This window comes from Stenotrophomonas sp. PS02298, from assembly GCF_029959445.1.
Lineage (GTDB): Bacteria > Pseudomonadota > Gammaproteobacteria > Xanthomonadales > Xanthomonadaceae > Stenotrophomonas.
The window spans coordinates 1-22,053 of record NZ_JASCOR010000072.1; the positions used below are offsets into that span (position 1 = coordinate 1).

At 64.8% G+C, this 22,053-nt stretch carries 17 protein-coding genes, 1 tRNA gene and 1 pseudogene; 8 read left to right on the plus strand and 11 right to left on the minus strand.

Annotation, left to right across the window (positions count from 1 at the left end; translation table 11 throughout):
• Positions 1-144: 144 nt before the first annotated feature.
• The 3 genes from tilS to QMX78_RS11970 are packed head-to-tail and all read left to right on the plus strand — an operon-like array spanning position 145 to position 2,603.
• Positions 145-1,443, plus strand: coding sequence for a tRNA lysidine(34) synthetase TilS (gene tilS / locus QMX78_RS11960; protein ID WP_282269771.1), 1,299 nt, complete (start codon positions 145-147; stop codon positions 1,441-1,443).
• Positions 1,444-1,474: 31 nt separating this feature from the next.
• Complete coding sequence (locus QMX78_RS11965) at positions 1,475-1,735, plus strand: exodeoxyribonuclease VII small subunit (RefSeq protein ID WP_282269773.1); 261 nt, start codon at positions 1,475-1,477, stop codon at positions 1,733-1,735.
• Entirely contained in the window at positions 1,725-2,603 is an 879-nt protein-coding gene (locus QMX78_RS11970; protein ID WP_282269775.1) for a farnesyl diphosphate synthase, read from the plus strand. The genes QMX78_RS11965 and QMX78_RS11970 overlap by 11 nt, the downstream gene beginning before the upstream one ends.
• Before the next feature lie 173 nt (positions 2,604-2,776).
• Here the strand turns inward: QMX78_RS11970 and QMX78_RS11975 are convergent, their stop codons facing one another.
• Both QMX78_RS11975 and pmbA read right to left on the minus strand, forming a co-directional pair.
• Entirely contained in the window at positions 2,777-3,148 is a 372-nt protein-coding gene (locus tag QMX78_RS11975) for a DUF4870 domain-containing protein (protein ID WP_282269777.1), read from the minus strand.
• A gap of 104 nt (positions 3,149-3,252) precedes the next feature.
• Positions 3,253-4,620: a metalloprotease PmbA gene (gene pmbA, locus QMX78_RS11980; protein ID WP_282269779.1), complete on the minus strand. Its 1,368-nt coding sequence runs from the start codon at positions 4,618-4,620 to the stop codon at positions 3,253-3,255.
• 135 nt (positions 4,621-4,755) lie between these two features.
• On the opposite strand from pmbA, the pseudogene yjgA reads away from it, so the two are divergent.
• Positions 4,756-5,262 (plus strand): annotated as a pseudogene (gene yjgA / locus QMX78_RS11985) (ribosome biogenesis factor YjgA); the annotation flags it as partial.
• Between the two features lie 313 nt (positions 5,263-5,575).
• On the opposite strand, the gene tldD reads toward yjgA, so the two are convergent.
• The 4 genes from tldD to QMX78_RS12005 are packed head-to-tail and all read right to left on the minus strand — an operon-like array spanning position 5,576 to position 13,019.
• Positions 5,576-7,021: a metalloprotease TldD gene (gene tldD, locus QMX78_RS11990; RefSeq protein WP_282269781.1), complete on the minus strand. Its 1,446-nt coding sequence runs from the start codon at positions 7,019-7,021 to the stop codon at positions 5,576-5,578.
• Positions 7,022-7,068: 47 nt separating this feature from the next.
• Positions 7,069-10,887: a YhdP family protein gene (locus tag QMX78_RS11995; protein ID WP_282269783.1), complete on the minus strand. Its 3,819-nt coding sequence runs from the start codon at positions 10,885-10,887 to the stop codon at positions 7,069-7,071.
• Between the two features lie 39 nt (positions 10,888-10,926).
• Entirely contained in the window at positions 10,927-12,417 is a 1,491-nt protein-coding gene (gene rng, locus QMX78_RS12000) for a ribonuclease G (RefSeq protein WP_282269785.1), read from the minus strand.
• A 5-nt stretch (positions 12,418-12,422) separates the two neighbouring features.
• Positions 12,423-13,019: a Maf family nucleotide pyrophosphatase gene (locus QMX78_RS12005; protein ID WP_282269800.1), complete on the minus strand. Its 597-nt coding sequence runs from the start codon at positions 13,017-13,019 to the stop codon at positions 12,423-12,425.
• A gap of 131 nt (positions 13,020-13,150) precedes the next feature.
• Between QMX78_RS12005 and QMX78_RS12010 the strand changes: the two genes are divergently transcribed.
• The 4 genes from QMX78_RS12010 to QMX78_RS12025 all read left to right on the plus strand — a co-directional run bounded on the left by QMX78_RS12010 (position 13,151) and on the right by QMX78_RS12025 (position 19,133).
• Positions 13,151-13,888, plus strand: coding sequence for an SIMPL domain-containing protein (locus QMX78_RS12010; protein ID WP_282269787.1), 738 nt, complete (start codon positions 13,151-13,153; stop codon positions 13,886-13,888).
• A gap of 358 nt (positions 13,889-14,246) precedes the next feature.
• Positions 14,247-14,909, plus strand: a complete 663-nt coding sequence (locus QMX78_RS12015) for an energy transducer TonB (protein WP_282269789.1) — start codon at positions 14,247-14,249, stop codon at positions 14,907-14,909.
• A 295-nt stretch (positions 14,910-15,204) separates the two neighbouring features.
• On the plus strand, positions 15,205-17,904 hold the full coding sequence (locus tag QMX78_RS12020) for a TonB-dependent receptor (protein ID WP_282269801.1): 2,700 nt from the start codon (positions 15,205-15,207) through the stop codon (positions 17,902-17,904).
• A 221-nt stretch (positions 17,905-18,125) separates the two neighbouring features.
• Positions 18,126-19,133 (plus strand): hypothetical protein, encoded by a 1,008-nt coding sequence (locus QMX78_RS12025; protein WP_282269791.1) that lies wholly within the window; start codon positions 18,126-18,128, stop codon positions 19,131-19,133.
• Between the two features lie 91 nt (positions 19,134-19,224).
• Here QMX78_RS12025 and QMX78_RS12030 read toward each other — a convergent pair.
• From QMX78_RS12030 to holA, 5 genes are all read right to left on the minus strand, one after another.
• Positions 19,225-19,301, minus strand: a tRNA-Asn gene (locus QMX78_RS12030).
• A gap of 24 nt (positions 19,302-19,325) precedes the next feature.
• Positions 19,326-19,796: a 23S rRNA (pseudouridine(1915)-N(3))-methyltransferase RlmH gene (rlmH, locus tag QMX78_RS12035; protein ID WP_282269795.1), complete on the minus strand. Its 471-nt coding sequence runs from the start codon at positions 19,794-19,796 to the stop codon at positions 19,326-19,328.
• A 75-nt stretch (positions 19,797-19,871) separates the two neighbouring features.
• Positions 19,872-20,291, minus strand: a complete 420-nt coding sequence (gene rsfS / locus QMX78_RS12040) for a ribosome silencing factor (protein ID WP_282269796.1) — start codon at positions 20,289-20,291, stop codon at positions 19,872-19,874.
• Positions 20,292-20,350: 59 nt separating this feature from the next.
• Positions 20,351-21,058: a nicotinate-nucleotide adenylyltransferase gene (gene nadD / locus QMX78_RS12045; protein WP_282269798.1), complete on the minus strand. Its 708-nt coding sequence runs from the start codon at positions 21,056-21,058 to the stop codon at positions 20,351-20,353.
• Entirely contained in the window at positions 21,059-22,039 is a 981-nt protein-coding gene (holA, locus tag QMX78_RS12050) for a DNA polymerase III subunit delta (protein WP_282269803.1), read from the minus strand.
• Between the last annotated feature and the right edge of the window lie 14 nt (positions 22,040-22,053).

The window sequence follows — 22,053 nt, forward strand, 5'->3', positions numbered from 1 at the left end:
GCGTCAGCCGCGAAGCTGGCAACAATGTAATCGCCAGCCCATCTGCAATCTGAAGGTTTATCTGCTTCGCGGCTGACGCCGCTCCTACAACTTCGGCAGCAACAATTGCAGCCATCGCCGCCGCCGCCGATACTCGGCGCGGCCATGAACCCGCTTTCTCCTTCCCTACTGCAGTCCGCAACCGACATCCCGGTGATGGTCGGCTTCAGCGGCGGCCTGGACTCCACCGTGCTGCTGCATCTGCTCGCCAATGCCCCGGGACGCCAGCCCGGCAGCCTGCGCGCACTGCATGTGCACCACGGGCTGCAAACGGCTGCCGATGACTGGCACCAGCATTGCACCACCCTCTGTGCAGAGTGGGACATCCCGCTGCAGGTAGTGCATGTCGATGTTGCGCGCGATGCGGGCCAAGGCCTGGAGGCCGCCGCCCGTGATGCCCGCCACGCGGCCTTCAAGGCCCATCTACGCGAAGGCGAATGGCTGGCGCTGGCCCATCATCAGGACGATCAGGCAGAAACCTTCCTGCTGCGCGCACTGCGCGGCGCCAGTGTCGACGGCCTGGCCGCGATGCAGGCAAAACGCAGTTTCGGGACCACTACCTTGTGGAGGCCTCTGCTGCAGGTGGCGCGCAGCGCACTGGAGGCTTACGCCAGCCAGCATCAGCTGCAGTGGATCGAGGATCCCAGCAACGGCAGCGTGGATTTCGACCGGAACTTCCTGCGCCTGCAGGTTCTACCACTGCTGCGCCAGCGTTGGCCGCATGCGGGCGCAGCGATGGCGCGCAGCGCCGAACTTGCGGCACAGGCAGCAGCGCTGTTGCATGAGGATGATGCAGGCCTGCTGCAGCGCTGCCTGAGCACGGAGAACGCACTGCTGCTGAGCGAACTCGAGCAACTCGCTACATCACAGCAATCCCGCGTACTGCGTTTGTGGGCGAAGCAACAGCGCCTGCCAGCACTGCCGGCCAAAGGCGTACAGGCAATCCAGCAACAGCTGCTGGCCGCTGGCCATGACCAGCAGGCCGAATTCCGCTGGCAGCAGGCCCGCATCGTGCGCTGGCGTGACCAGCTGCATGCAATCACCGTGATCAAGCCCTGGCCCGAGGGCTGGACGCGTCACTGGGACGGCGCCCAACCCGTGGATCTCCCCGACGGCGGCAAACTGCTGTTGCACGGCGCCAAGGCCTTCGATGAACCGCTGCAGTTGCGTCAACGCCACGGCGGCGAGCGTATCCAGCTGCCGGGCCGCAGCCACAGCCATCAACTCAAGCATTGCCTGCAACAGGTGGGCGTGCCCCCTTGGTTGCGCGCGCAGATGCCACTGCTCTGCGCCGACGGCAAGGTTCTGGCGGCGGCGGATCGGGTCATCTCAGCCCCGCTGCAGGCGTGGTTGCAGGCGCGTGGCGCCTCATTGCAATGGCTGCCGCCAGATCCGGTGAATTGACCCTTTCCCGCTGGCCGCTCACACTTGCGTCATGGCAAAGAAGTCCCCCAATGAAACCTCGCCGGTCGCCCACTTCGAGCAATCGCTCGAAGAACTGGAGCAGCTGGTAGAGAAGATGGAAGCTGGCGACCTGAGTCTGGACCAGTCGCTGACCGCATACGAACGTGGCGTAGGTCTCTATCGCCAGTGCCAACAGGCGCTGGAACAGGCCGAACTGCGCGTACGCCTGGTGACCGACCCGGCCCAGCCGGAGAAATCCGAACCCTTTGAAAGCAGTGGCAATGAAGACTGACGCCCTGCTCACCCGCTGGCTGGAACGCACCGAAGAACAGCTGCAGGACGCCCTGCCCGACCCGGAGCTTGCACCACAGCGCCTGCACCAGGCCATGCGCTATGCGGCGCTTGGCGGTGGCAAGCGCATGCGGCCGATGCTGGTCTACGCCACCGGCTATCTGTTCGGCGCCGACGAAGCGCGCCTGGACGCTGCGGCGATCGCGGTCGAGTTCATCCACGCCTATTCGCTGGTGCATGACGACCTGCCCGCAATGGACGATGACGACCTGCGCCGTGGCCGCCCGACCACCCATATCGCCTATGACGAGGCCAACGCGATCCTCGCTGGTGACGCCTTGCAGACCCGCGCCTTTGAGATCCTCGCCGACGCCTGGATGCCACCGGCCTTGGCGCTGAACTGCATGAAGACATTGGCCGGTGCCTCCGGCGCCGCAGGTATGTGTGGCGGCCAGGCGTTGGACATCGACGCCACCGGTCAGCAGCAGGCGCTGGACGACCTCAAGCGCATGCATGCGATGAAGACCGGTGCGCTGATCCGCGCCGCGGTGCGCATGGGCGCACTGTGTGGTGAGGCCAGCGACGCCCAGCTTGCACAACTGGACAGCTTCGCCGACACCCTGGGCCTGGCCTTCCAGATCCGCGACGACATCCTTGATGTCGAGGCCAGCTCCGAGCAGCTGGGCAAGACCGCCGGCAAGGATCAGGCGCAGGACAAGTCGACCTTCCCCTCATTGCTGGGCATGGACGGTGCCAAGGCCACCCTGGCCGAGCTGGCAACGGCAATGCAGGCAGCATTGGTACCGTTCGGTCAGCGTGCGGCGGCGTTGTCGGCATTGGCCGAACTGACGGTGCGTCGCTCGCATTGATTCACCGCAGCGTTTGTAGGAGCGGCGTAAGCCGCGAAGCTCAAGAGCCAACAGCACAAGCCAACCCCTCCCCAACCCTCCCCTTCGCTGCACGGAAGGGAGGGAGCGAAAACACGGCAGACAGCAAAAAGCCCGGGAATCCCGGGCTTTTTGTTTGACAACCAACGCGCTGATTACTTGATCAGGCGAATGGTCAGCGGGTAGCGGTAGGTCTCGCCCTTGTTGGCGGCCAGGCCAGCAAGAATCGCGAACACCAGGCCACCGATCCATGCCACGGCATAGGTCAGGAAGCCGATCAGCACGACCATCAGGATGCCGCTGATGAAGTAAGTGCCCAGCAGCGTCAGCTGGAAATTCAGCGCTTCCTTGGAGTTGGCATTCAAGAAGGCCTTTTCCGGCTTGTCCTTGTTCACCAGCCAAACGATCAACGGCACGATGAAGCTGAAAAAGATGCCCGACAGGTGCACCAGCATTGCAATGCTGTTGTCATCGGAAGCGCCGGCGCTGGTCGGTGCCGGCGGCGGAGTGGTCTGGTAATCGCTCATTGTTTCCCCAAGATCCTTGTAAAGGGCTTATCCATGAAGGTAGTTAGCTATAGGAAGTACATCTACTTCCACATGAGAATAGTCCGCTGTTTGGCAAGACTGCGTCAATCATTACCTGCCACGGTCATCTTGCCGACCAGTATTGAGCCGGTGGAAACATGCGAGCGCGGGTCCACATCGGTGCCCACCGCCTCGATGCCGGCAAACATCTGCTTGAGGTTGCCGGCGATGGTGATGCCGTCCACCGGGTAAGCGATCTGTCCGTTCTCCACCCAGAAGCCACCGGCACCGCGTGAGTAATCACCGGTGATGCCATTCACGCCCTGCCCCATCAATTCGGTCACCAGCAGACCCGTGCCCATACCCGACAGCATGGATGCACGATCGCCTGCATTGGCCTTCACTTTCAGGTTATGCACGCCACCGGCATTGGCCGTGGTCTGCAGGCCCAGCTTGCGCGCCGAGTAACTGCCCAGGATGTAGCGCTGCAGAACGCCGTCGGTGATCAAGGCCGAGTTGCGGGTTGCAACACCTTCCCCGTCGTAGGAACTGGAGCGCAGGCCGCGACGCAGCAGCGGCAGCTCATCAATCGCAAACCAGTCCGGGAACAGCTGGGTGTCCACACTGTCGAGCAGGAAGCTGGCACGGCGATACAGGGCGCCACCGGACACCGCACTGAGCAAGTGGCCGATCAGGGAGCGCGCCATTTCCGCCGCGAACAGCACCTGCACCTCGCCGGTCGGCAGCGATCGCGGTTGCAGTCGGGCGACAGTCCGCTCTGCCGCGCGCAGGCCCACCGCTGCCGGGTCGTCCAGGTCTTCGCGGGCGATGGCGCTGGTGTACCAGCCATCACGCTGCATGCCGTCGCCCTGCCCTGCGATCAGCGCACAACCGATGGAATGGTGGCTGCTGCGATCACGGCCGATGAAACCATGCGAGTTGGCATACACCGACACGCTCTGCGCGGTGGAGGCCGAGGCGCCATCGGAGTTGCTGATGCGGCTGTCGCTGGCGCGGCCGGCCGACTCACAGGCCAGCGCGAGGTCCAGCGCCTGCTCGGCGCTCAGCTCCCAGGGGTGCCAGCTGTCCAGGTCCGGGAACTCGGTGGCCATCAGCGCCGGATCGGCCAGGCCGGAGGCCGGATCGTCCTCGGTATGGCGGGCGATGGCGCAGGCCTGGGCCACGGTGGCCTCCAGGCTGGCTTCCTGCAGGTCAGCGGTGCTGGCGCTGCCCTTGCGCTGGCCAAAGTACACGGTCACCGCAATGCCGCGGTCGTGGGTGGCTTCGACCGTCTCCACCTCGCCCAGGCGCACGTTCACGTCCAGCCCACGGTCCTCGCTGCAGCTGACCTCGGCCTGGCTGGCGCCCATGGCACGGGCCCGTTCCAGCAGGCGCTGGGAGATGCCGGTCAGGCGTTCCAGACGCTGCAGGCTGTCGTCGGCGGCAGGCTTATCGGTGCTAATGGCGTTCAATGCTTTATCCTTGGTGGCCAAATCCCTTCACATCTGCCCGGTCTTGCATGACTGGCGGCGGCGTGACGTGGATTTTTCGTGGAGCCCGGCGAGTGCCAGGCTTTCCTGTCATGAAGTTTAGTAGGTAGCAGTGCGATGCGCGGACGCGATCAAGAAACCGGTGAATTTTTGGGCGAAAGCCGTAGCCAGAACCGGCGCGAAGCGCTGGAAGTGCTGGCGCTGGGCGAAACCCTGGTGGAGCTGACCCCGGCGCAGCTGGCGCGCCTGCCGATCCCGGAAGGCCTGCTGGAACACATCGAGTACTCCAAGCGCATCACCTCGCACGGCGCGCGCAAGCGCCAGCTGGCCTTCCTGGCCAAGCAGATGCGCCGCGAGGAAGACGAGACGCTGGACGCGATCCGCAACGCACTGGATGCCAACAGCGAGACCTCGCGCCGCGAAGTGGCGATCATGCACCGCATGGAGCGCTGGCGTGAACGGCTGCTGGCCGAAGGCGATGTCGCCCTTGGCGAACTGCTGGACGAGCATCCGGAGGCCGACCGCCAGGCCCTGCGCACACTGGTGCGCAATGCGCTGGCGGAGAAGGCCAAGAACAAGCCGCCGCGCGCCTACCGCGAGATCTACCAGGTATTGCGCGAGCTGATGCTGGTGCCGGTGCTGAGCGCGGCTGCGGAAGTAGGTGGCGATGATGACGATGCTGCTGATGATGTGGATGGCGACGACGAGCAGGATTGATCTGGACTGAGGGGCGTTGCTGCTGGTTTGGTTCTGCAGCGAAAAGCTTCCCCTCATCCGCCCCTTGCGGGGCACCTTCTCCCGCAGGCGGGAGAAGGGATCGCAGAGCTGCAGTTCGAGCTGACTCCGCCAAATTCCAAATGCCAGCCTTCCCTTCTCCCGTTTACGGGAGAAGGTGCCCGGAGGGCGGATGAGGGGCTCTTCAGCCTTAACCGCACCCTCAGGCCTGCGTACCACCCACCGTCAGCCCATCAATCAGCAACGACGGCTGACCAACACCGACCGGCACGCTCTGCCCGTCCTTGCCGCAGATACCCACGCCTTCATCCAGCGCCAGATCGTTGCCGATCATGCGCACCTTCTGCATGGTCTCCGGGCCATTGCCGATCAGCGTCGCGCCCTTCACCGGCGCGGTGATCCTGCCGTCTTCGATCAGGTAGGCCTCGGTCGCCGAGAAGACGTACTTGCCGCTGGTGATGTCGACCTGGCCGCCGCCGAAGTTGACCGCGTACAAACCCTTCTTCACCGAACGGATCATCTCTTCCGGATCATGGTTGCCTGCGCGCATGTAGGTGTTGGTCATGCGTGGCATGGTCATGTGCGCGAAGGATTCACGGCGGCCGTTGCCGGTCGGCGCAACCCCCATCAAACGCGCGTTGAGCGTGTCCTGCATGTAGCCAACCAGGATGCCGTCCTCGATCAGCGTGGTGCACTGGGTCGGGGTGCCTTCGTCATCGATATTGAGCGAACCGCGGCGCCCTTCCAGGGTGCCGTCATCGACAATCGTCACGCCCGGCGAAGCCACACGCTCACCGATACGGCCGGCATAGACGCTGGTGCCCTTGCGGTTGAAATCACCTTCCAGGCCGTGGCCGACCGCTTCGTGCAGCAGCACGCCGGGCCAGCCCGGGCCGAGCACCACCGGCATCACCCCAGCCGGGGCTGGAATGGCTTCCAGATTCACCAACGCCTGGCGCAGCGCTTCGCGGGCGAAGGCTTCCGGGCGCTCACCGGCAAACAGTTCTTCATAGCTGTAGCGGCCACCGCCGCCGGCATAGCCGGACTCGCGGCGACCGTTCTGTTCGACGATGACCTGCACATTCAAACGCACCAGTGGGCGCACGTCGGCAGCAAGCACGCCGTCGCTGCGCGCGATCAGCACCGTGTCGACGCCACCGGACAGGCTCACCATCACCTGCTGTACGCGGCTATCGGCGGCACGCAGGTAGCGATCCAGGCGCTTGAGCACTTCCACCTTGGTCTCGTTGCCGATGCTGTCCACCGGGTCCAGCGCCGGGTACAGCGCGCGACCAGCGCCACGCACCAGCGAGCGCACGTTCTGCTCACCACCCTCGCGGGAGATGGCACGTGCCGACTGTGCAGCGGCCAGCAGGGCTGCCGGCTGGATATCATCCGAGTAGGCAAAGCCGGTCTTTTCTCCAGCAATCGCGCGTACGCCCACGCCCTGCTCGATCGAATGCGCACCGTCCTTGACGATGCCGTCCTCCACGCTCCAGCTCTCGCGGCGCGAATGCTGGAAGTACAGGTCACCGAAATCGATGCCCGGCCCCAGCAAGGTGCCAAAGGTGCGTTCGAGGCGATTGGCGTCCAGTCCTGCAGGCAGCAGCAGGCGGGTTTCGGCGAGCGAGAGTGCGTTGTCGGTCATGACTATCCAGATGGGGGCAGGCCCGCTGCATGCAAGCCTGCACTGATTCAGGGGTTGCTGGCAGCGCCGGGGGTAACTACCGGAGGCGGCAGGCGGGCGGCATCACGGTCCAGCACTTCGACCTTGGGATCTTTCCATGGCCCGGTCACCTTATAGGTCTTGGAGCCGATCTCGCCCAGTGGCTTGCCCAGCACCGCGTTGGCTGCGGCGCCCACTGCCGCGCCTACCGGGCCACCGGCCACCGCACCAACCACCGTGAGCAGATTGCCCGAACGCGGGTTCACATCAATGGTCTGGTTGAACTGCTGGGCCACCAGATCAGCCTGCCCGCGAATGGTGATCTCGGCTGCCGGCGACTCGATGGCAATCTTGTCGGTGCTGGCCTGTCCGTTGCCAAAGCGCATGGCACCTTCGACGTGATTGAACGCCAGGCCCTTGGAGAACAGGTCACGGAAGTCGAACAGCAGGCGCCGCGGCAGCTGCGCCACGCTGAGCAGCCCCAGCACCCGACCGGCGCCGGGTTCCACTTCCAACAGCTGGCCGTTGCGCAGGTTCATGTCCATGCCGCCCTCCAGCGTGGCCAGGTTGAAAGCCATCGGCCCACCCTGCCAACCGGTCTGCAGGTTCACCTTGCCCTGGCCACCGCGCAATTGCCCGGCATAGCCAAGACGCTGCAACAGGTCACCCAGGTCTTCGCTCTGTACCTGCGCCGTGGCCTGGGTTCGGGCCTGCGCGCCCATGCCACGCCACTCACCGTGTACGTCGATGACCTGCTTGGGCGCGCGGATCGCCAGCTCCTGAACCTGCAGGCCGTCACCGGTCGGACGCGTGCGCAGACGGGTCTGGCCAAGCTTGACCGTGGCGAACTGCAGGTCTTCGATATCCAATGCCAACGGCGGGATGTTGGCCGGGTTGATCGGCTCTGCCGGGGTGTCGCTGGATTCGGCCGTCGCCGCCTTTGCCGCCTGCCAATAGACCCGCGAAAGCTGCCCACTCACCGTGCCGCCGTCGGCGGTAGGGACGCGCAGATTGCCGGCCAGGGCTGGGCCATCGAGCTGCACTGCCACAGCGTCGGCACCGGGCCGCAGCTGCAACCGGGTCTGCGCGAAGCGTCCGCCCACCATCAACAGCTGGTCAGCCAATACGTCCACCTGCTTGAGCGCTACACCGCCATCGCCCGCGTCGTTGCCGTCACCACGCGCCAGGCTGATCCACTCCAACGCGTCCAGCGACGGGGTACGGCCGTTGACCACCAGCCCATCGGCCGGCGGCTCGTGATCGACCGTGTCGCTGCCCATCGTGACCTGTACGCCGGTCTTGCCGTTCTGGCTACGCGCAGCCAAGGCCATCAACTTGCCGAAGGATACGTCTATGCGCCCGGCGCCCATCGGCAAAGCCGCCTGCACGGTCGTCGCCAGCGCATCGGCCGCCGGCTTGTTCAACGGTGCCGGCAACTGCAGACGGGTACCCTGCATATCCGAACGCAGGGTCAGCAGGGTCGGTGGGCCGCTGCGTACGCCAGCCTGCTCCTTGGGCAGGCTGACCCCGACCGTCCACGCGGAAGTGCCGTGCACGTAAGGCTTGAGCCAAGCCAACTCAGGCGCACGGTCCAGCAGCTTGCCCGCATCCAGATCCGCACTCAGTTCGGCCTCGAAGGCATGCGCGGGGTCCTTCACCGGCTTGCCAGCGCGCAGCGCCAGCACCCCATCGCGTTCCTGATGGCGCACCTGCAATGCCGGCGCGTCGAAGCCGTCGCTGCTGTACTGGGCCTTGCCGCGCACCCCCTCGAACTGCAGGTCCCAGCGCTTGTCGGCCATGCGCACATCGCGCAGATCGACGTCACCGAGCAGATGTCCGCCACCATCGTGGTGCAGCGGCAGCAGCAGATCGAAATTGACCGCCGCCGGCCCGGCCACGCTCAGGTTGTCCAGGGTGTCGCCATAGCTGGCCTGCAACGGGCTCTGCCGCAGCATGGCCAACAGGCGCGCGCTTTCGTCGACGGTACTGGCCTGCACCACCAGCTTGGATTCGGCGAAGCTGGCGATGCCAGCGCGCAGGTGATCCACCTTGACCCCGGCCAGATCGCCGCGACCCGTCAAATCGAAACCGCCGCCGATGAAGTTGATATCGGCATTGACGTGCTGCATCAGCGGCCAGTCCTGCTGGAAGCGAATCGAACCATCGTCGATATGCCCGCCCGCCTCAAAGCGCCCGTTATTGCCGGTGAACGGCCAGTCGTCCAGGTCGCCGACGGCCAAGCCGGTGCCGCCGCGCAGGGTGCCATCCACCAGTGCCGCATCCAGCCACCCGATCGCTGCGTCACTCATGCTTGAGCGCACCCAGAACTGCTTGGCAGCGGTCATCGGCACATCATCGATCTTGGCCGCCAGGCTGATCCATGGCCGGGTGCCGTCGCCCTGGAACCACAGTCCGCCACGCACGTCGGCAGCATAGTTCTGGCCCTGCACCCGCAAAGCCGGGGTCCCTATCTGCCAACCGGCACCTTCGCGCCAGCCGACCAGATCGCCGGAAAGCTGCAGCTCATGCAGCACCCCGAAGCCGGTCGGCCAATCAAAGCGCACGACATGGTCCGGCTTCAGACCCAGCGAAAACGCCTGTGCATCGCCTTCGAAATGCCCGCGTAGACCAGTGACGCCGGGGCTGCCACCAACCGGCGAAAAACTCGCGTCCAGCAGCTCGCCACTGGCACGCAAGGGGCCATCGGCAGTACCGAGCAGACTGATATCGGCGAACTTCAACGATGGCTTGGACCGATGCAGCCAGTTCCGCAGGCTGGGCTCCAGGCGGTCGCTGAGCGCGAGTACCTGCAGCATCGGACCGGCATCGAGCTGCTTGCCCTGCACCGCATAGTGCTTGCCGCCGGCCAGCAGCAAGCCATCCAGTGACTGGGTGTCGCTGTCGGTGGCGATCCGCAGCCTGGGTGCGTCCAGCCGCCAGCCGCCGTCAATCGCTTTCCAGCGCGCGCGCAGCTGCAGCTTGTTGAAGGCCACACTCGGTGCGGCAGCGCCCTGCAACGGCGCACCAGCAAGCTGCACATCGTCCAGCTCGCCCACGGCGCTGACCGCCACCACGCGGTTGTCCTGCAGCTGCACCCAGCCCTGCAGTTCACCCTTGCCCTGGCGCAGTTGCACCCCGGCAAATTTCAACAAGGAGGACCAGGCACCCAGTTCGGCCGGATCAGCAGAAAACCAGGCCTGACCATCACCGCGTTGGCGCTGGAAATCCAACACCGCGGTGACCGGGGCAGCGGTGGTATCAATCCAGCCCTTGGCGCCTACCCGCAGACGCTCGCCGTCCACGCGCAGACGCAGGTCGATACGCGGGATATGGGTCTGCAGACCAATCGATGGCGCCTGCACCTGCAGCTGACCACCAATCACCTGCAGCTCACCGAGCCTGCGCAGGGCGTCCAGTGGATCGCCGCCCGCGCTGGACTCGGGCAGGCCACGCACCGACCAACGGCCGTCATCAGCCCGTTGCAGCGTCAACGCCAGCCCGCGCAGGCGCAGCTCGGTCAACGGCGCGCCGGGCAGCAGGCCCGAATACACAGCCACCAACACTTCTGCCTGGCCGATGCGCACACCTTCGCCCTGGCCAACACGCAAACCATCGAGCTGCAGCAACGGGCCGCGCCGGGTCCAGCGCGTGTCCAGACGATCGAAAGCAACCGGTTGCCCGGCACGTTCACTCAACCAGGCAGCAACCTTGTCCGGATGCGCCTCCACCATCGGCAGCAGCTGGCTGACGGTGCCCACCAGCAAGGCCACGCACACCAACGCGACCGCCAATGCCATCAAGGCATAGCGACGGAAGCGGCGCAGGCGGTGGCGCAACAGCGTGGTCATCAGCTCACTTCGTGCTTCCGTGCGACGAAGTGAGCTGGCTCAGAGCAGCACCACATCGAACTGCTCCTGCAGGTACTGGTCATCGGCCTGGAAGCGGATGCTCTTGCCGAGGAATTCCTCAAGCTCGGCCACCGCCGCAGATTCTTCGTCGGTGATGCGCGCGACCACCTTGCTCGATGCAATCACCAACAAGCGCGCGGCTTCGAACTGGCGCACGGCACGGGTGATCTCGCGGAAGATCTCGTACGTCACGGTTTCAGCGGTCTTGATGCTGCCGCGGCCGCTGCACTGGGGGCAGGTTTCCGACAGCTGGCGCTCCAGGCTCTCGACGGTGCGCTTGCGGGTCATTTCGACCAGACCCAGCGGCGAGAAGTCGTACACCGTGGTCTTGGCATGGTCGCGGGCAAGCGCTTTCTCCAGCGTGCGCAGCACCTGGCGGCGATGCTCGGCGTCATCCATGTCGATGAAGTCGATGATGATGATGCCGCCCAGGTTGCGCAGCCGCAGCTGCCGCGCCACCGTCTGCGCCGCCTCCAGGTTGGTGCGGAACACGGTCTCTTCCAGGTTGCGCTGGCCGACGAAGGAGCCGGTATTGACGTCGATGGTGGTCATCGCCTCAGTCTGGTCGATGACCAGATAGCCACCGGACTTGAGCGGCACCTGCTTGTTCAGGGCGCGGACGATCTCATCCTCGACGCCGAACATGTCGAAGATCGGACGGTCGCCGGTATACAGTTCCAGCTTCTCGCCCAGCACCGGCATGTACTTGGCGACGAAGGCCTGCAGCTGGCCGAAGGTTTCCTTGGAGTCGACCTTGACCTTGTCCACGTCCTTGCGGATCAGGTCGCGTACCGAGCGCAATGGCAGGCTCAGGTCTTCATAGATGATGCTGCACGGCGGCGCTTCGCGACCACGCCGTTCCACCACCGCCCAGACCCGCGACAGGTAGGAGATATCTTCGGCCAGGGCCTCGGCCGGCTGGCCTTCGGCATTGGTACGCACGATGTAGCCGTAACCACCATGCTGGGCCGAAATCTCGGTGACCAGCGACTTCAAGCGGGCACGCTCGCCCTCATCCTCGATGCGGGCCGAAACCCCGACCATCTTGGACTGCGGCAGCAGCACCAGGTAACGCGAGGGAATGCTGATCTGCGTGGTCAGGCGAGCGCCCTTGGTGCTGATCGGGTCCTTGACCACCTGCACCACCACGTCCTGGCCATCGCGCAACAGCTCCACGATCGGCACCGAGGAAGGCAGCGGCAGGCTGGGCGCGGTTTCGTCGGTATCGGCAGCCACCGGCGCCGGACGCACCACGTCGTTGGCATGCTGGAACGCAGCACGGTCCAGGCCGACCTCGACGAAGGCCGCCTGCATGCCCGGCATCACCCGCTGCACCTTGCCCTTGTAGATATTGCCGACCACACCACGGCGCCAACCGCGCTCGATGTGCAGCTCCTGCAGCATGCCGTTTTCAATCACTGCCACGCGGGTTTCGCGCGGGGTGACGTTGACCAGAATTTCTTCAGACACGTCCTTCATTCCCCCTTGTCCATGGAATCGTCGCCCGCGCCCGCGGCAAATGCCGCCAGCAGCGCGGCGGTCTGTTGCAACGGCAGCCCCATCACCCCGGAGTAGCTGCCGGCCAAATGACTGATGAAACGCTCCGCCCCGCCCTGGATGGCGTAACCGCCCGCCTTGCCCATCGGCTCGCCAGTGGCGACGTAGGCCTGGATCTGCGCTGCACTCATCGGCGCAAAGCTCACTTCCGAGACGACCGTCTCCAACGCATGCCGCCCGGCCGCCGCCAGGGCCACCACGGTGATCACCCGGTGCGTGCGCCCGGCCAGCGAGGCCAGCATGGCTGCCGCATCGTCGGCATCGGCCGGCTTGCCATAGACCCGGTCATCCAGCACAACCTCGGTATCGGAGCCCAGCACCACCGCCTGCGGGTCGTCAGCGACCAGTGCCAGCCCTGCCCGGGCCTTGTCCAGCGCAACCCGGCGCACATAGGCCACGGCCGCCTCGCCCGGCGCACGCTGCTCCGGCACCTCCAGATCGAGGGCGCGGAAGGGCAGATCAAGGCGGGACAGCAGTTCGTTGCGACGGGGGGAGCGGGAGGCGAGATAAAGCATCGGGAAAGCATAACCTGCGCCAGCAACCTGAATGATGAGCATTGCTGGCAAAGTGACCGCGACCCCATCATGGCTCACCACCCGTTCATCGCCTTGTGTTCATTTTCACGATCCAGCCAAGGAGGATCACCATGCGCCGTACCGCCCTCGCCCCACTGCTGCTGTCCCTGTCTCTTGCTCTTGGAGTCTCGATGACCGCCAATGCCCAAACCGTCCCGGCCGTGGTTGCCAGCGACGCGACCTTGTTGAACGTTTCCGCCCAGGCCGAAGCCCACCGCGTGCCGGACGTGGCCACACTGTCTGCCGGGGTGGTCACCCAGGCCGCCGATGGCAACGCCGCCATGCGCGACAACGCCGTGCAGATGGACAAGGTGATGGCGGCGATCAAGGCTGCCGGCATTGCCGAGCGCGACATCCAGACCAGCGGCATCAACCTCAGCCCGCAGTACCGCTACGCCGAGAACGAAGCGCCGAAGATTACCGGCTACCAGGCCAGCAACACCGTCAGCCTGAAGGTGCGCGACATCAGCAAGCTGGGCAAGGTGCTGGACAGCCTGGCCGCACAGGGCGCAAACCAGATCAACGGCCCCAGCTTCGAGATCGACCAGCCGGAACCGGTCTATGACGAGGCCCGCCTGGCCGCGCTGAAGAAGGCCCAGGCCCGCGCCGAAACCTATGCCAAGTCACTGGGCCTGCGCGTGCGCCGCATCGTCAGCATTTCCGAAGGCAGCCAGGGCGGCTTCCGACCGATGCCGATGATGGCCATGGCCGCCGGCCGCGCCAACAAGATGGAAATGGATACCGCGGTGTCACCGGGCGAAACCACCGTCTCGGTTAACCTGGACGTGGTATTCGAACTGGGCCGCTGAGCAACGCGGCCACTGCAATCGAAACGGCGCCTACGGGCGCCGTTTTGTTCTGGCCACTTATCCTGCTGGCGTGGCCTGCATTCGCTTGTGGGAGCGACGTAAGCCGAGAAGCTGACACTGCTGGGCCCATCGACGGCTGTGCAACCCGATGGTGCCCCTGCTTCGCGGCTTACGCCGCTCCCACAAATGCCGGCCTTTGCTTCCCCTCAAGCTGTCCGCCAGCTGACCAGAAACAAGCACCCCGCTTGCCGAATGCCTGAATAAAGGGCGCACTGCAGTTACGGGACGCAGTCGAGCAACCCCGTCCCGTGTCATCGCGCGTTGTTCTCTGTCACACGCCCACGCATGGAGGTGGTACATGGTCCGCACGCAACAACGCAGTCCGTCCCTGCACGTAGAACCCTCGCGCATCCTTGCCTACAGCACGGCCCTGGCCCTGCACGCATTTGCCCTGGGCTTGCTGTTGATTCCACTGTCACAGGTACCGATCCACAACGAAGCGGTGCGTGAGCGTTGGCTGGTCCCCGACGCCAAACCCATCGTCCCCAACCCGCCGACACCGCCGGTCGATGTACCGGTCACCCGCACGCCGTCACCGCCGCGGCAACCGGCGCTGGCAATACCGGTGGACAGCACACCAATGCCGATCTTCGCGACCGAGGCAGTCGTCAGCGCACCGGTGGATGTTGCGCCTGCCGTCGACACCACCCCGTCCATCGATCCAATCGGCCCCTCCACACCGCTGCAAGGCGTGCAGCTGCGTTACCTCAATGCTCCAGCGCCGGGCTATCCGCGTGATGCCCTGCTCGCCGGTGCACAGGGCACGGTGACGCTGCGGGTCCTGGTGGATGTGGACGGCTCCCCGCTGGAAGTCAGCGTCGAGCACAGCAGCGGCAACCGCAGCCTCGACACCGCCGCGCGCAACCAGGTACTGCGTCGCTGGAAGTTCCAACCGGCGACCGATGGCGGTCGACCGGTGCAGGCGTATGGCTTGATTCCAGTCGACTTCAAACTCGGCTGAACAGGGCTGATGCCCACTTACGGCAGCGCTTTCTAAACGCTGCCGTAAGAGCTTGAAATCCGGCCTCGGCTATTAACGCTTATTTCACTGCCTCGTCACTCATGGAAAACCTAGATTCGCGGCCGTCGATGTTCTTTGGCCGCGTATTGGCGGCCTCCTTGCCGCTGTTCCCAGGAGAGAGACTGTGAAACATCTGACCTACCCGCGCAGCAATCGTCTTAGCGACGCAATCACTGGCAACCTTGCCCTCCTGCTTCTCGTTCCACTGACTTTGGCAGCGGGCGCACCGCTGGCCATGGCACAGGAACAACAGGCCACCAACCTGGACCGGGTCACTGTCACCGGCTCCAACATCCCACGCGCAACCACCGAAACCGCCTCGCCGGTACAGGTCATCACCCGGCAGGAAATCGACCGCACCGGCAAGGCCACCATCGCCGAATACCTGCAGACCCTGACCAGCGACGGCGCCGGCTCCATCCCCAAGAGCTTCGGCACCGGCTTCGCCGGGGGCGGTTCCGGCATTTCGCTGCGCGGCCTCGGTGCAGCTTCAACCCTGGTCCTGCTCAACGGTCGGCGCATGGCGCCTTACGGTCTGGCCGATGACGGCCAGAAGGTGTTCACCGATCTCAGCGTCATCCCGATGGATGCGGTCGAGCGCGTGGAAGTACTGAAGGATGGTGCATCGGCCATCTACGGTTCCGACGCCATCGCCGGCGTAGTCAACATCATCCTGCGCCGCGACTTCACCGGCGCCATGCTCAAGGCCTCCTACGGCACTTCTGGCGACAGTGATGGCAACGCGCGCAAGGCATCACTGACCGCCGGCGTGGGCGACTTGGATACCGATGGCTTCAACGCCTTCGTCAGCATCGACCTCAGCAAGACCGACGACATCCGCATCTCCGACCGCCGCAACCGCAAGTGGATCGGCAATGGCGACCTGAGCCCGTATGGTTTTGATCGTGTTGCTGGTGGCCAGTTCTTCCCGCTCAACGGCGCCATCACCTCCAACGGTACCGTCGCCGGCAATTCGCCAGTCGGCAGCATCCGCGACCCGGCAACCGGCCTCTATCAGTCATTACCTGGCTGCTCGCAGTTCTCCAGTATCAGCCCCGCCGATGCCGGCGGTGGTTGCCTGTGGCAGACCCAGGACTTCCGCAGCCTGAGCCCGAGCGAAGAGTTCGGCAACCTGTTCGCACGCGGCACCTTCGTGTTGTCCGACAACTTCGAGATGTATGGCGAGTTCGGCTACTCGAAGAAGAAGAACGTGTTCTACAACACCCCCAGCGGCGTCTCCGGCTCTTGGGGCTACCCGGGTGGCCCGGTCAATGCCAGCAGCGGCCCCGGCGCCACGGTGCTGGGCGCTGACCACCCCGACAACCCCTTGGGCGTCGACGCGCGCCTGCGCTACGCCGCCTTTGATGTTGGCCCGCGCGTCACCACCAACACCAACGAGTTCACCCGCTTCCTGGTTGGCGTGAAGGGCACTGCTGCTGACTGGGATATCGATACCGCCTACCTGCACTCTGCAACCCAGCTGGTCAACGAGCGCAAAGGTTTCCTGCGTTACAGCCATGTGCGCACCGCGCTGACCGACCCGAACAGTCCGGTGGGCTGGTGGCGTATCGGCGCCAACGCCGGACAGAACTCGCAGGCGCTTTACGACTACATTTCGCCAACCATCCACGCCAACGCCTCCACCACGCTGGACATGATCGACTTCAAGGCCTCGCGCAGCCTCGCCGACCTGGCCGGCGGCCCGCTGGGCTTTGCAATCGGCGCCGAGTACCGCCGCCAGAAAGCCAACCTCGACCCGCAGAGCTACACCGACCTGGGCGACATCATCGGCCTCGGCTATTCGGCCTACAAGGGCACTCAGGAAGTTGGCGTGCTCTATACGGAAATGGTCGCCCCGGTACTGGACTCGCTGGAACTGTCCGGCGCCCTCCGCGTCGACAAGTACAAGGGCGGCGAAACCGCCACCACGCCGAAAGTTGGTTTGAAATGGACGCCTGCGGAATGGATCGCCCTGCGTGCCACCTATGCCGAAGGCTTCCGTGCGCCCGGCCCGGCTGAAGCCGGTGATGGCGGCCTGGCCGCCTTCAGCACAGCGCGCGATCCGGTACGCTGCCCGGGCGGCACCCCTGCACCTGGAGCCACCGCGGCGGATTGCGCGGTCAGCCTCGCCATCATCACCTCGGCCAACCCCGACCTGAAACCAGAGAAGTCGAAGAGCTATACCGTCGGCCTGGTACTGGACCCGACCTCCAGCACGACGATGACCTTCGACGCCTGGCAGATCAAACGCACCAACGAGATCAACCAGGGCGATACCGACCTGGCCCTGGCCGCTGGTCGCGGCATCCGCTCGGACAATGACCTCACCGGCATTCCCAACAGCGGCAGCCTACTGGCGGTGAGCGTGGACTACATCAACTCGGCCTCAACCACCATCCGCGGTTTCGACTTCGACATCCGCCAGCGGGTGGCGCTGGGCAACTACGGCAAGCTGCTGATGGATCTGCAGTGGACCCGCATCAACTCGTTCGAGCGCGATGACGGCACCGGCACCGTGTACCAGTACGCAGGCACGCACGGTAATTGCGATGTCACCAACTGCATCGGCACCCCGAAAGACCGCCTCAACTTCGGCCTGACCTGGGACATGGACCGCTTCAGCATCAGCAGCATCGCAAACTACATCGGCAGCATGGACAACGTCGCCTTTGAAGGTGACAGCTGCGCCAATCACTTCACCGATGGCTCCGATGCACCACGTGGCTGCAAGCTGCGTTCGTTCTACACCATCGACCTGTCCGGTCGCTGGCGCGCCACCGATGCGTTCGAGATCTTCGGTTCGGTACAGAACCTCACCGATCGCATCGCACCGCTGGACCCGCTGACCTACGGTGCGGTCAACTACAACCCGCTGCATTACAGCGGTGCCGTTGGCCGTTACTACACGATTGGCGCCAAGTACACGTTCAATTGATATACGTCGCCCCGGCGTGAACCGCGCCGGGGCAACCTGGACCGTACCGAAGAAAAGCCGCGATCACTCGCGGCTTTTCTTTGCCCGCTGCGCACGGAAGAGCCGGCAACCGTTCCTGTTTCAACGATCAGCACGCCCAGCCATGCCTTGAAAGCTGTACCACCGCGATGCTGCTGCGGATGATGGCAAACTGCCGCTTCTACACCGTGCAGTAGCGACCGATGCCTTCGCCACCACCATCCAATGCGGCATTCCTGCAGGCGGCCAGGCATTTTCTTGTTGCCTCGAATGCGATAGCAACCGAACAAGCCTTCGCCCCCGTAGTGCAGGCGTCAACCACAATGCCATTGAGCAGCCTGGATGCACTGGAGAAACAGGTTCGTCATGAGCTTGGGCAGCATGCGCAGCAAACACGCACGTGGTGGCGGCCGCGGACGCGCACGCAGCGGCACCTGACCTGGTTGGATCTATGCAACGCCGATGGCTATGTGCGCGAACGGACGTTACGTTGCCTGCAAGCAGCACCCAGCGCACTTTTTCTGGCCCTGGCACTTCGTCGACTGAATGACTGGGTCCCCGAAGTACGCACCGCCGCACGCGAACACCTCCCTCGAATCGCAGCCGCATCAGCACCGCAGGACGTCACACAGGCGCTATGGGCCGTGCTGCCCACCCTGGACTCATGGGGCAGGTTCGGCGCCGCCGAACGGAAAACCCTCGAAGAACTGACCGCATCGGAGTCGGTTTCCCGCGGCCTGCTCGAACGAATCCTTGATGCTCCCGCCGGACCTGTCACGTCGATCCTGGTACAGGTCACACGCACGCCCCTCATCGACACATGGCTGAAAACCGTCGCCCACAACGCAATTCAACCCGCAGTGCGGGCCAGATCGTTCCGCTTCCTGATGGAGGGACGCGCAACCTGGGTTGCAGGCCGCACCTGGACCTGGACTGACCTGAAGTGGTGCAAAGGCAAATTCGAACCGGTGACCGGCGAACGCCGGTTGGAAGTGACCTATCCCTTGCAGGAACTGCTGGAGGCGGCGCTGCGCGATGCCTCACCCAGCGTCCGCTGCATTGCCGCGGAGATGCTGATCAGACAGCCTGCCGCCGTTGGCACGCAGGCAGCTGTGCTCGCTGCAACACTGGCATCGGACCGATCACCCCATCTTGCTGCACGCGGGCGTTTTGCGATGGCAAGGCTGTCAGAAGCAGGCGCCAGTACTTAGGTCATAGCGGGCAGTCACCGCACCGATTGGATTGGCCAATCGCCGACAAAAAAAGACCCGCATCTCGCGATGCGGGTCTTCAATCAAATCTTGGCGCCCGAAGTTGGACTCGAACCAACGACCCCCTGATTAACAGTCAAGTGCTCTAACCGGCTGAGCTATTCGGGCGGGGAGGCGCATTCTATACGTTAATTACGCGCGATGGTAGGGGTGATTGGCCAGCATCGCCGCTGCGCGATACAACTGCTCGGCCACGACCAGCCGAACCAGCATATGCGGCAAAGTCAGCGGGCCTATCGACCACTTCTCGTCGGCCACCGCGGACACTTCCGCTGCGTGCCCTTCCGGGCCACCAATCAGGAACGCCAGGTCGCGTCCCTGCGTACGCCAGTGTTCCAACCGCTGCGCCAACTGCTCGGAGCTGAGCTGGCGACCTGGTACGTCCAGCGCCACCACATACGGATTCTTGGGCAGCGCGGCCAATACCCGCTTGCCCTCGTCCTCGATCGCGCGCTTGGGATCGCGCCCCTTGCCGCGCAGGCCCGGTTCGATTTCGACCAGCTCCAGCGGCAACCAATGCGACAGCCGCTTCTGGTACTCGGCAAACCCCTGCGCAACCCATGACGGCGCGCGTTCGCCGGTGGCGATCAATCTGGCTTTCATGCGCGGCCTCCTGGCAACCTGTACAAATGAAGACGGCGCCCTGCGGCGCCGTCACGGAAGCTGCGGCCGTCGGGCTCAGCCAGCATCCTGCTCGTCTTCGTCGTCGTAGGCCGAGCGCGGCTGGTCGCCGACGGTCCACAGACGCTCAAGCGCATACAGTTCGCGCACGCGCGGCAGCATGACGTGGACGATGACATCGCCCAGGTCGACCAGGACCCACTCGGCTTCGCGCTCACCTTCCACACCCAGCGGCATCACGCCCAGGTTCTTGGCAAAGCGCACCACTTCCTCGCCGATCGACTTGACGTGGCGGGTAGAGGTACCGGAGACCACCACCATGTAATCAGCCACGCTGGACTTGCCACGCACATCGAGCTCGACGGCATCCCGGGCCTTGATCTCCTCAAGGGCGGAGTGAACGGACGCCAGCAGGGCCGGGACGGAGGGTGCCGGGCTGGGCATTTGGGTCTTGATGACTTGGGCTTCGGTGGTCAAAGCAGCAGAACTCGATGAATTAAGGGGACGATTATAGAGAACATGCCCGCTGCCGGCATTCACACCGGCGCGGCACTGCCATACAGGCCTTGCGCAAGGATGTACCCGGCCACCGCCGAAGGCAACAGATCCCGCCATGACCCACCACTGGCGATGGCGGCCCGTACCTCGGTGGCCGACTCGGCATGCAGCGGCTGGCGCAGCCGCCAGACGGCCCCTGCCGGGCTGGTGGTCAGGCATTCGGCCGAACTGACCCAGGCGCCCTTCAGCCGTTGCGCAAGTTCCGCTGGCAGATCGCCATCCAGGCCACTGCCTGGGCGTTCAGCAACCACGATATGCGCCAGATCGAGCAGATGCTCCCATTGGTGCCAGCTTGGCAGGCCGAGCAGACTGTCAGCGCCCATCAGCATGGCCAAAGGGCGCTGCGGGCCGATCTGGGCGCGGATGTCACGCAGGGTATCAATGGTCCACGACGGCACGCCGGGCTGCTGCTGGGCACGCAGCAGTTCGCGGGTATCCAACAGCAGGTTGGGCTCGTCGGCAACCGCCAGTGCCAGCATGTGCGCACGCTGGGCAGCATTGGCACCAGGCGGCGCACGGTGCGGCGGATCGGCGGCCGGCATCAGGTGCACCGGCACCCGCAGCTCGGCTGCCGCACAGCGCGCGATGGCCAGATGGCCGTTATGAACAGGATCGAAGGTGCCGCCATACAGCAGCCACAGGCTGCCTTCGGCAGTAACTGCCGGCGACGGCCAGGCAACGCTCATTCAGCGCACGCCACGGACGAGCAGACGCACCGCACGAGCTTCGGCCAGTGCAACCAGCAGTCGCTCGAGGGCAAGCCATGGATCGCCCTCGGCCCGCCCCTTGGCCATCCGATCCACCTGCGAGGCCTCGGCGACAAAGCGCTCCCAGCGACGCGGGTCGGGATGACGCTGCAGCGCGCGCTTGAACGGCGCCTGGCGCGATTCCCAGATGCCCTTGGATTTCATTTCCGCGGCCAGATTGCCGCCACTGGCCTGCACCCGGGCCAGCCCGGCGGTGATCAGCAGTTCGCGGATCAGGATCGGCATCAATGCAGCCACCGCCTCACCCTCGGCACGCAAGCCCGCCACCATCCGCAGCACGGCTTGCGCCTGCCCGGAGAATGCCGCCTCGCTCAACCTGAAGACGTCGTAGCGCGCAGCATCGGCAACCAGCGACTCCATCCTGGCAACATCCAGCGGCTGGCCATCGGCCAGCAGCGCCAGCTTGTCGATCTCCTGCGCGGCAGCGAGGAGATTGCCTTCAACGCGTTCGCTCAAGCGCTGCACGGCGCCGGGATCAGCGCGCAGGCCCTTGCTGCGCAGGCGTCGCTCGATCCAATCTGCCAGCTCGTGCGGCTTGATCGCCCAGGCCACCGACAGCACGCCAACCTTGTTGACAGCCTCGGCCCATTTACCCTGGTGCGCCTTGCTCCACTCACCGGCGGTGATCAGCAGCACCACATCCGGCGCCGGCCGCGCGCAGAAGTCGCTGATGACCTCAGCCCCTTCCTTGCCCGGCTTGCCGTTGGGCAGGCGCACTTCGACCAGACGGCGCGCACTGAACAGGCTGGGCGCGTTGAAACTGGAGGCCAACTGTCCCCAATCAAAATCGCGACCGTCAGCGTCAAATACTTCGCGCTCGCCAATACCATCGGCGCGCGCCTTGGCGCGCCCCGCATCGGCAGCCTCGATTACCCGCAACAGCTCGGGGCCGGCGATCAGATACGCCGGCGCCA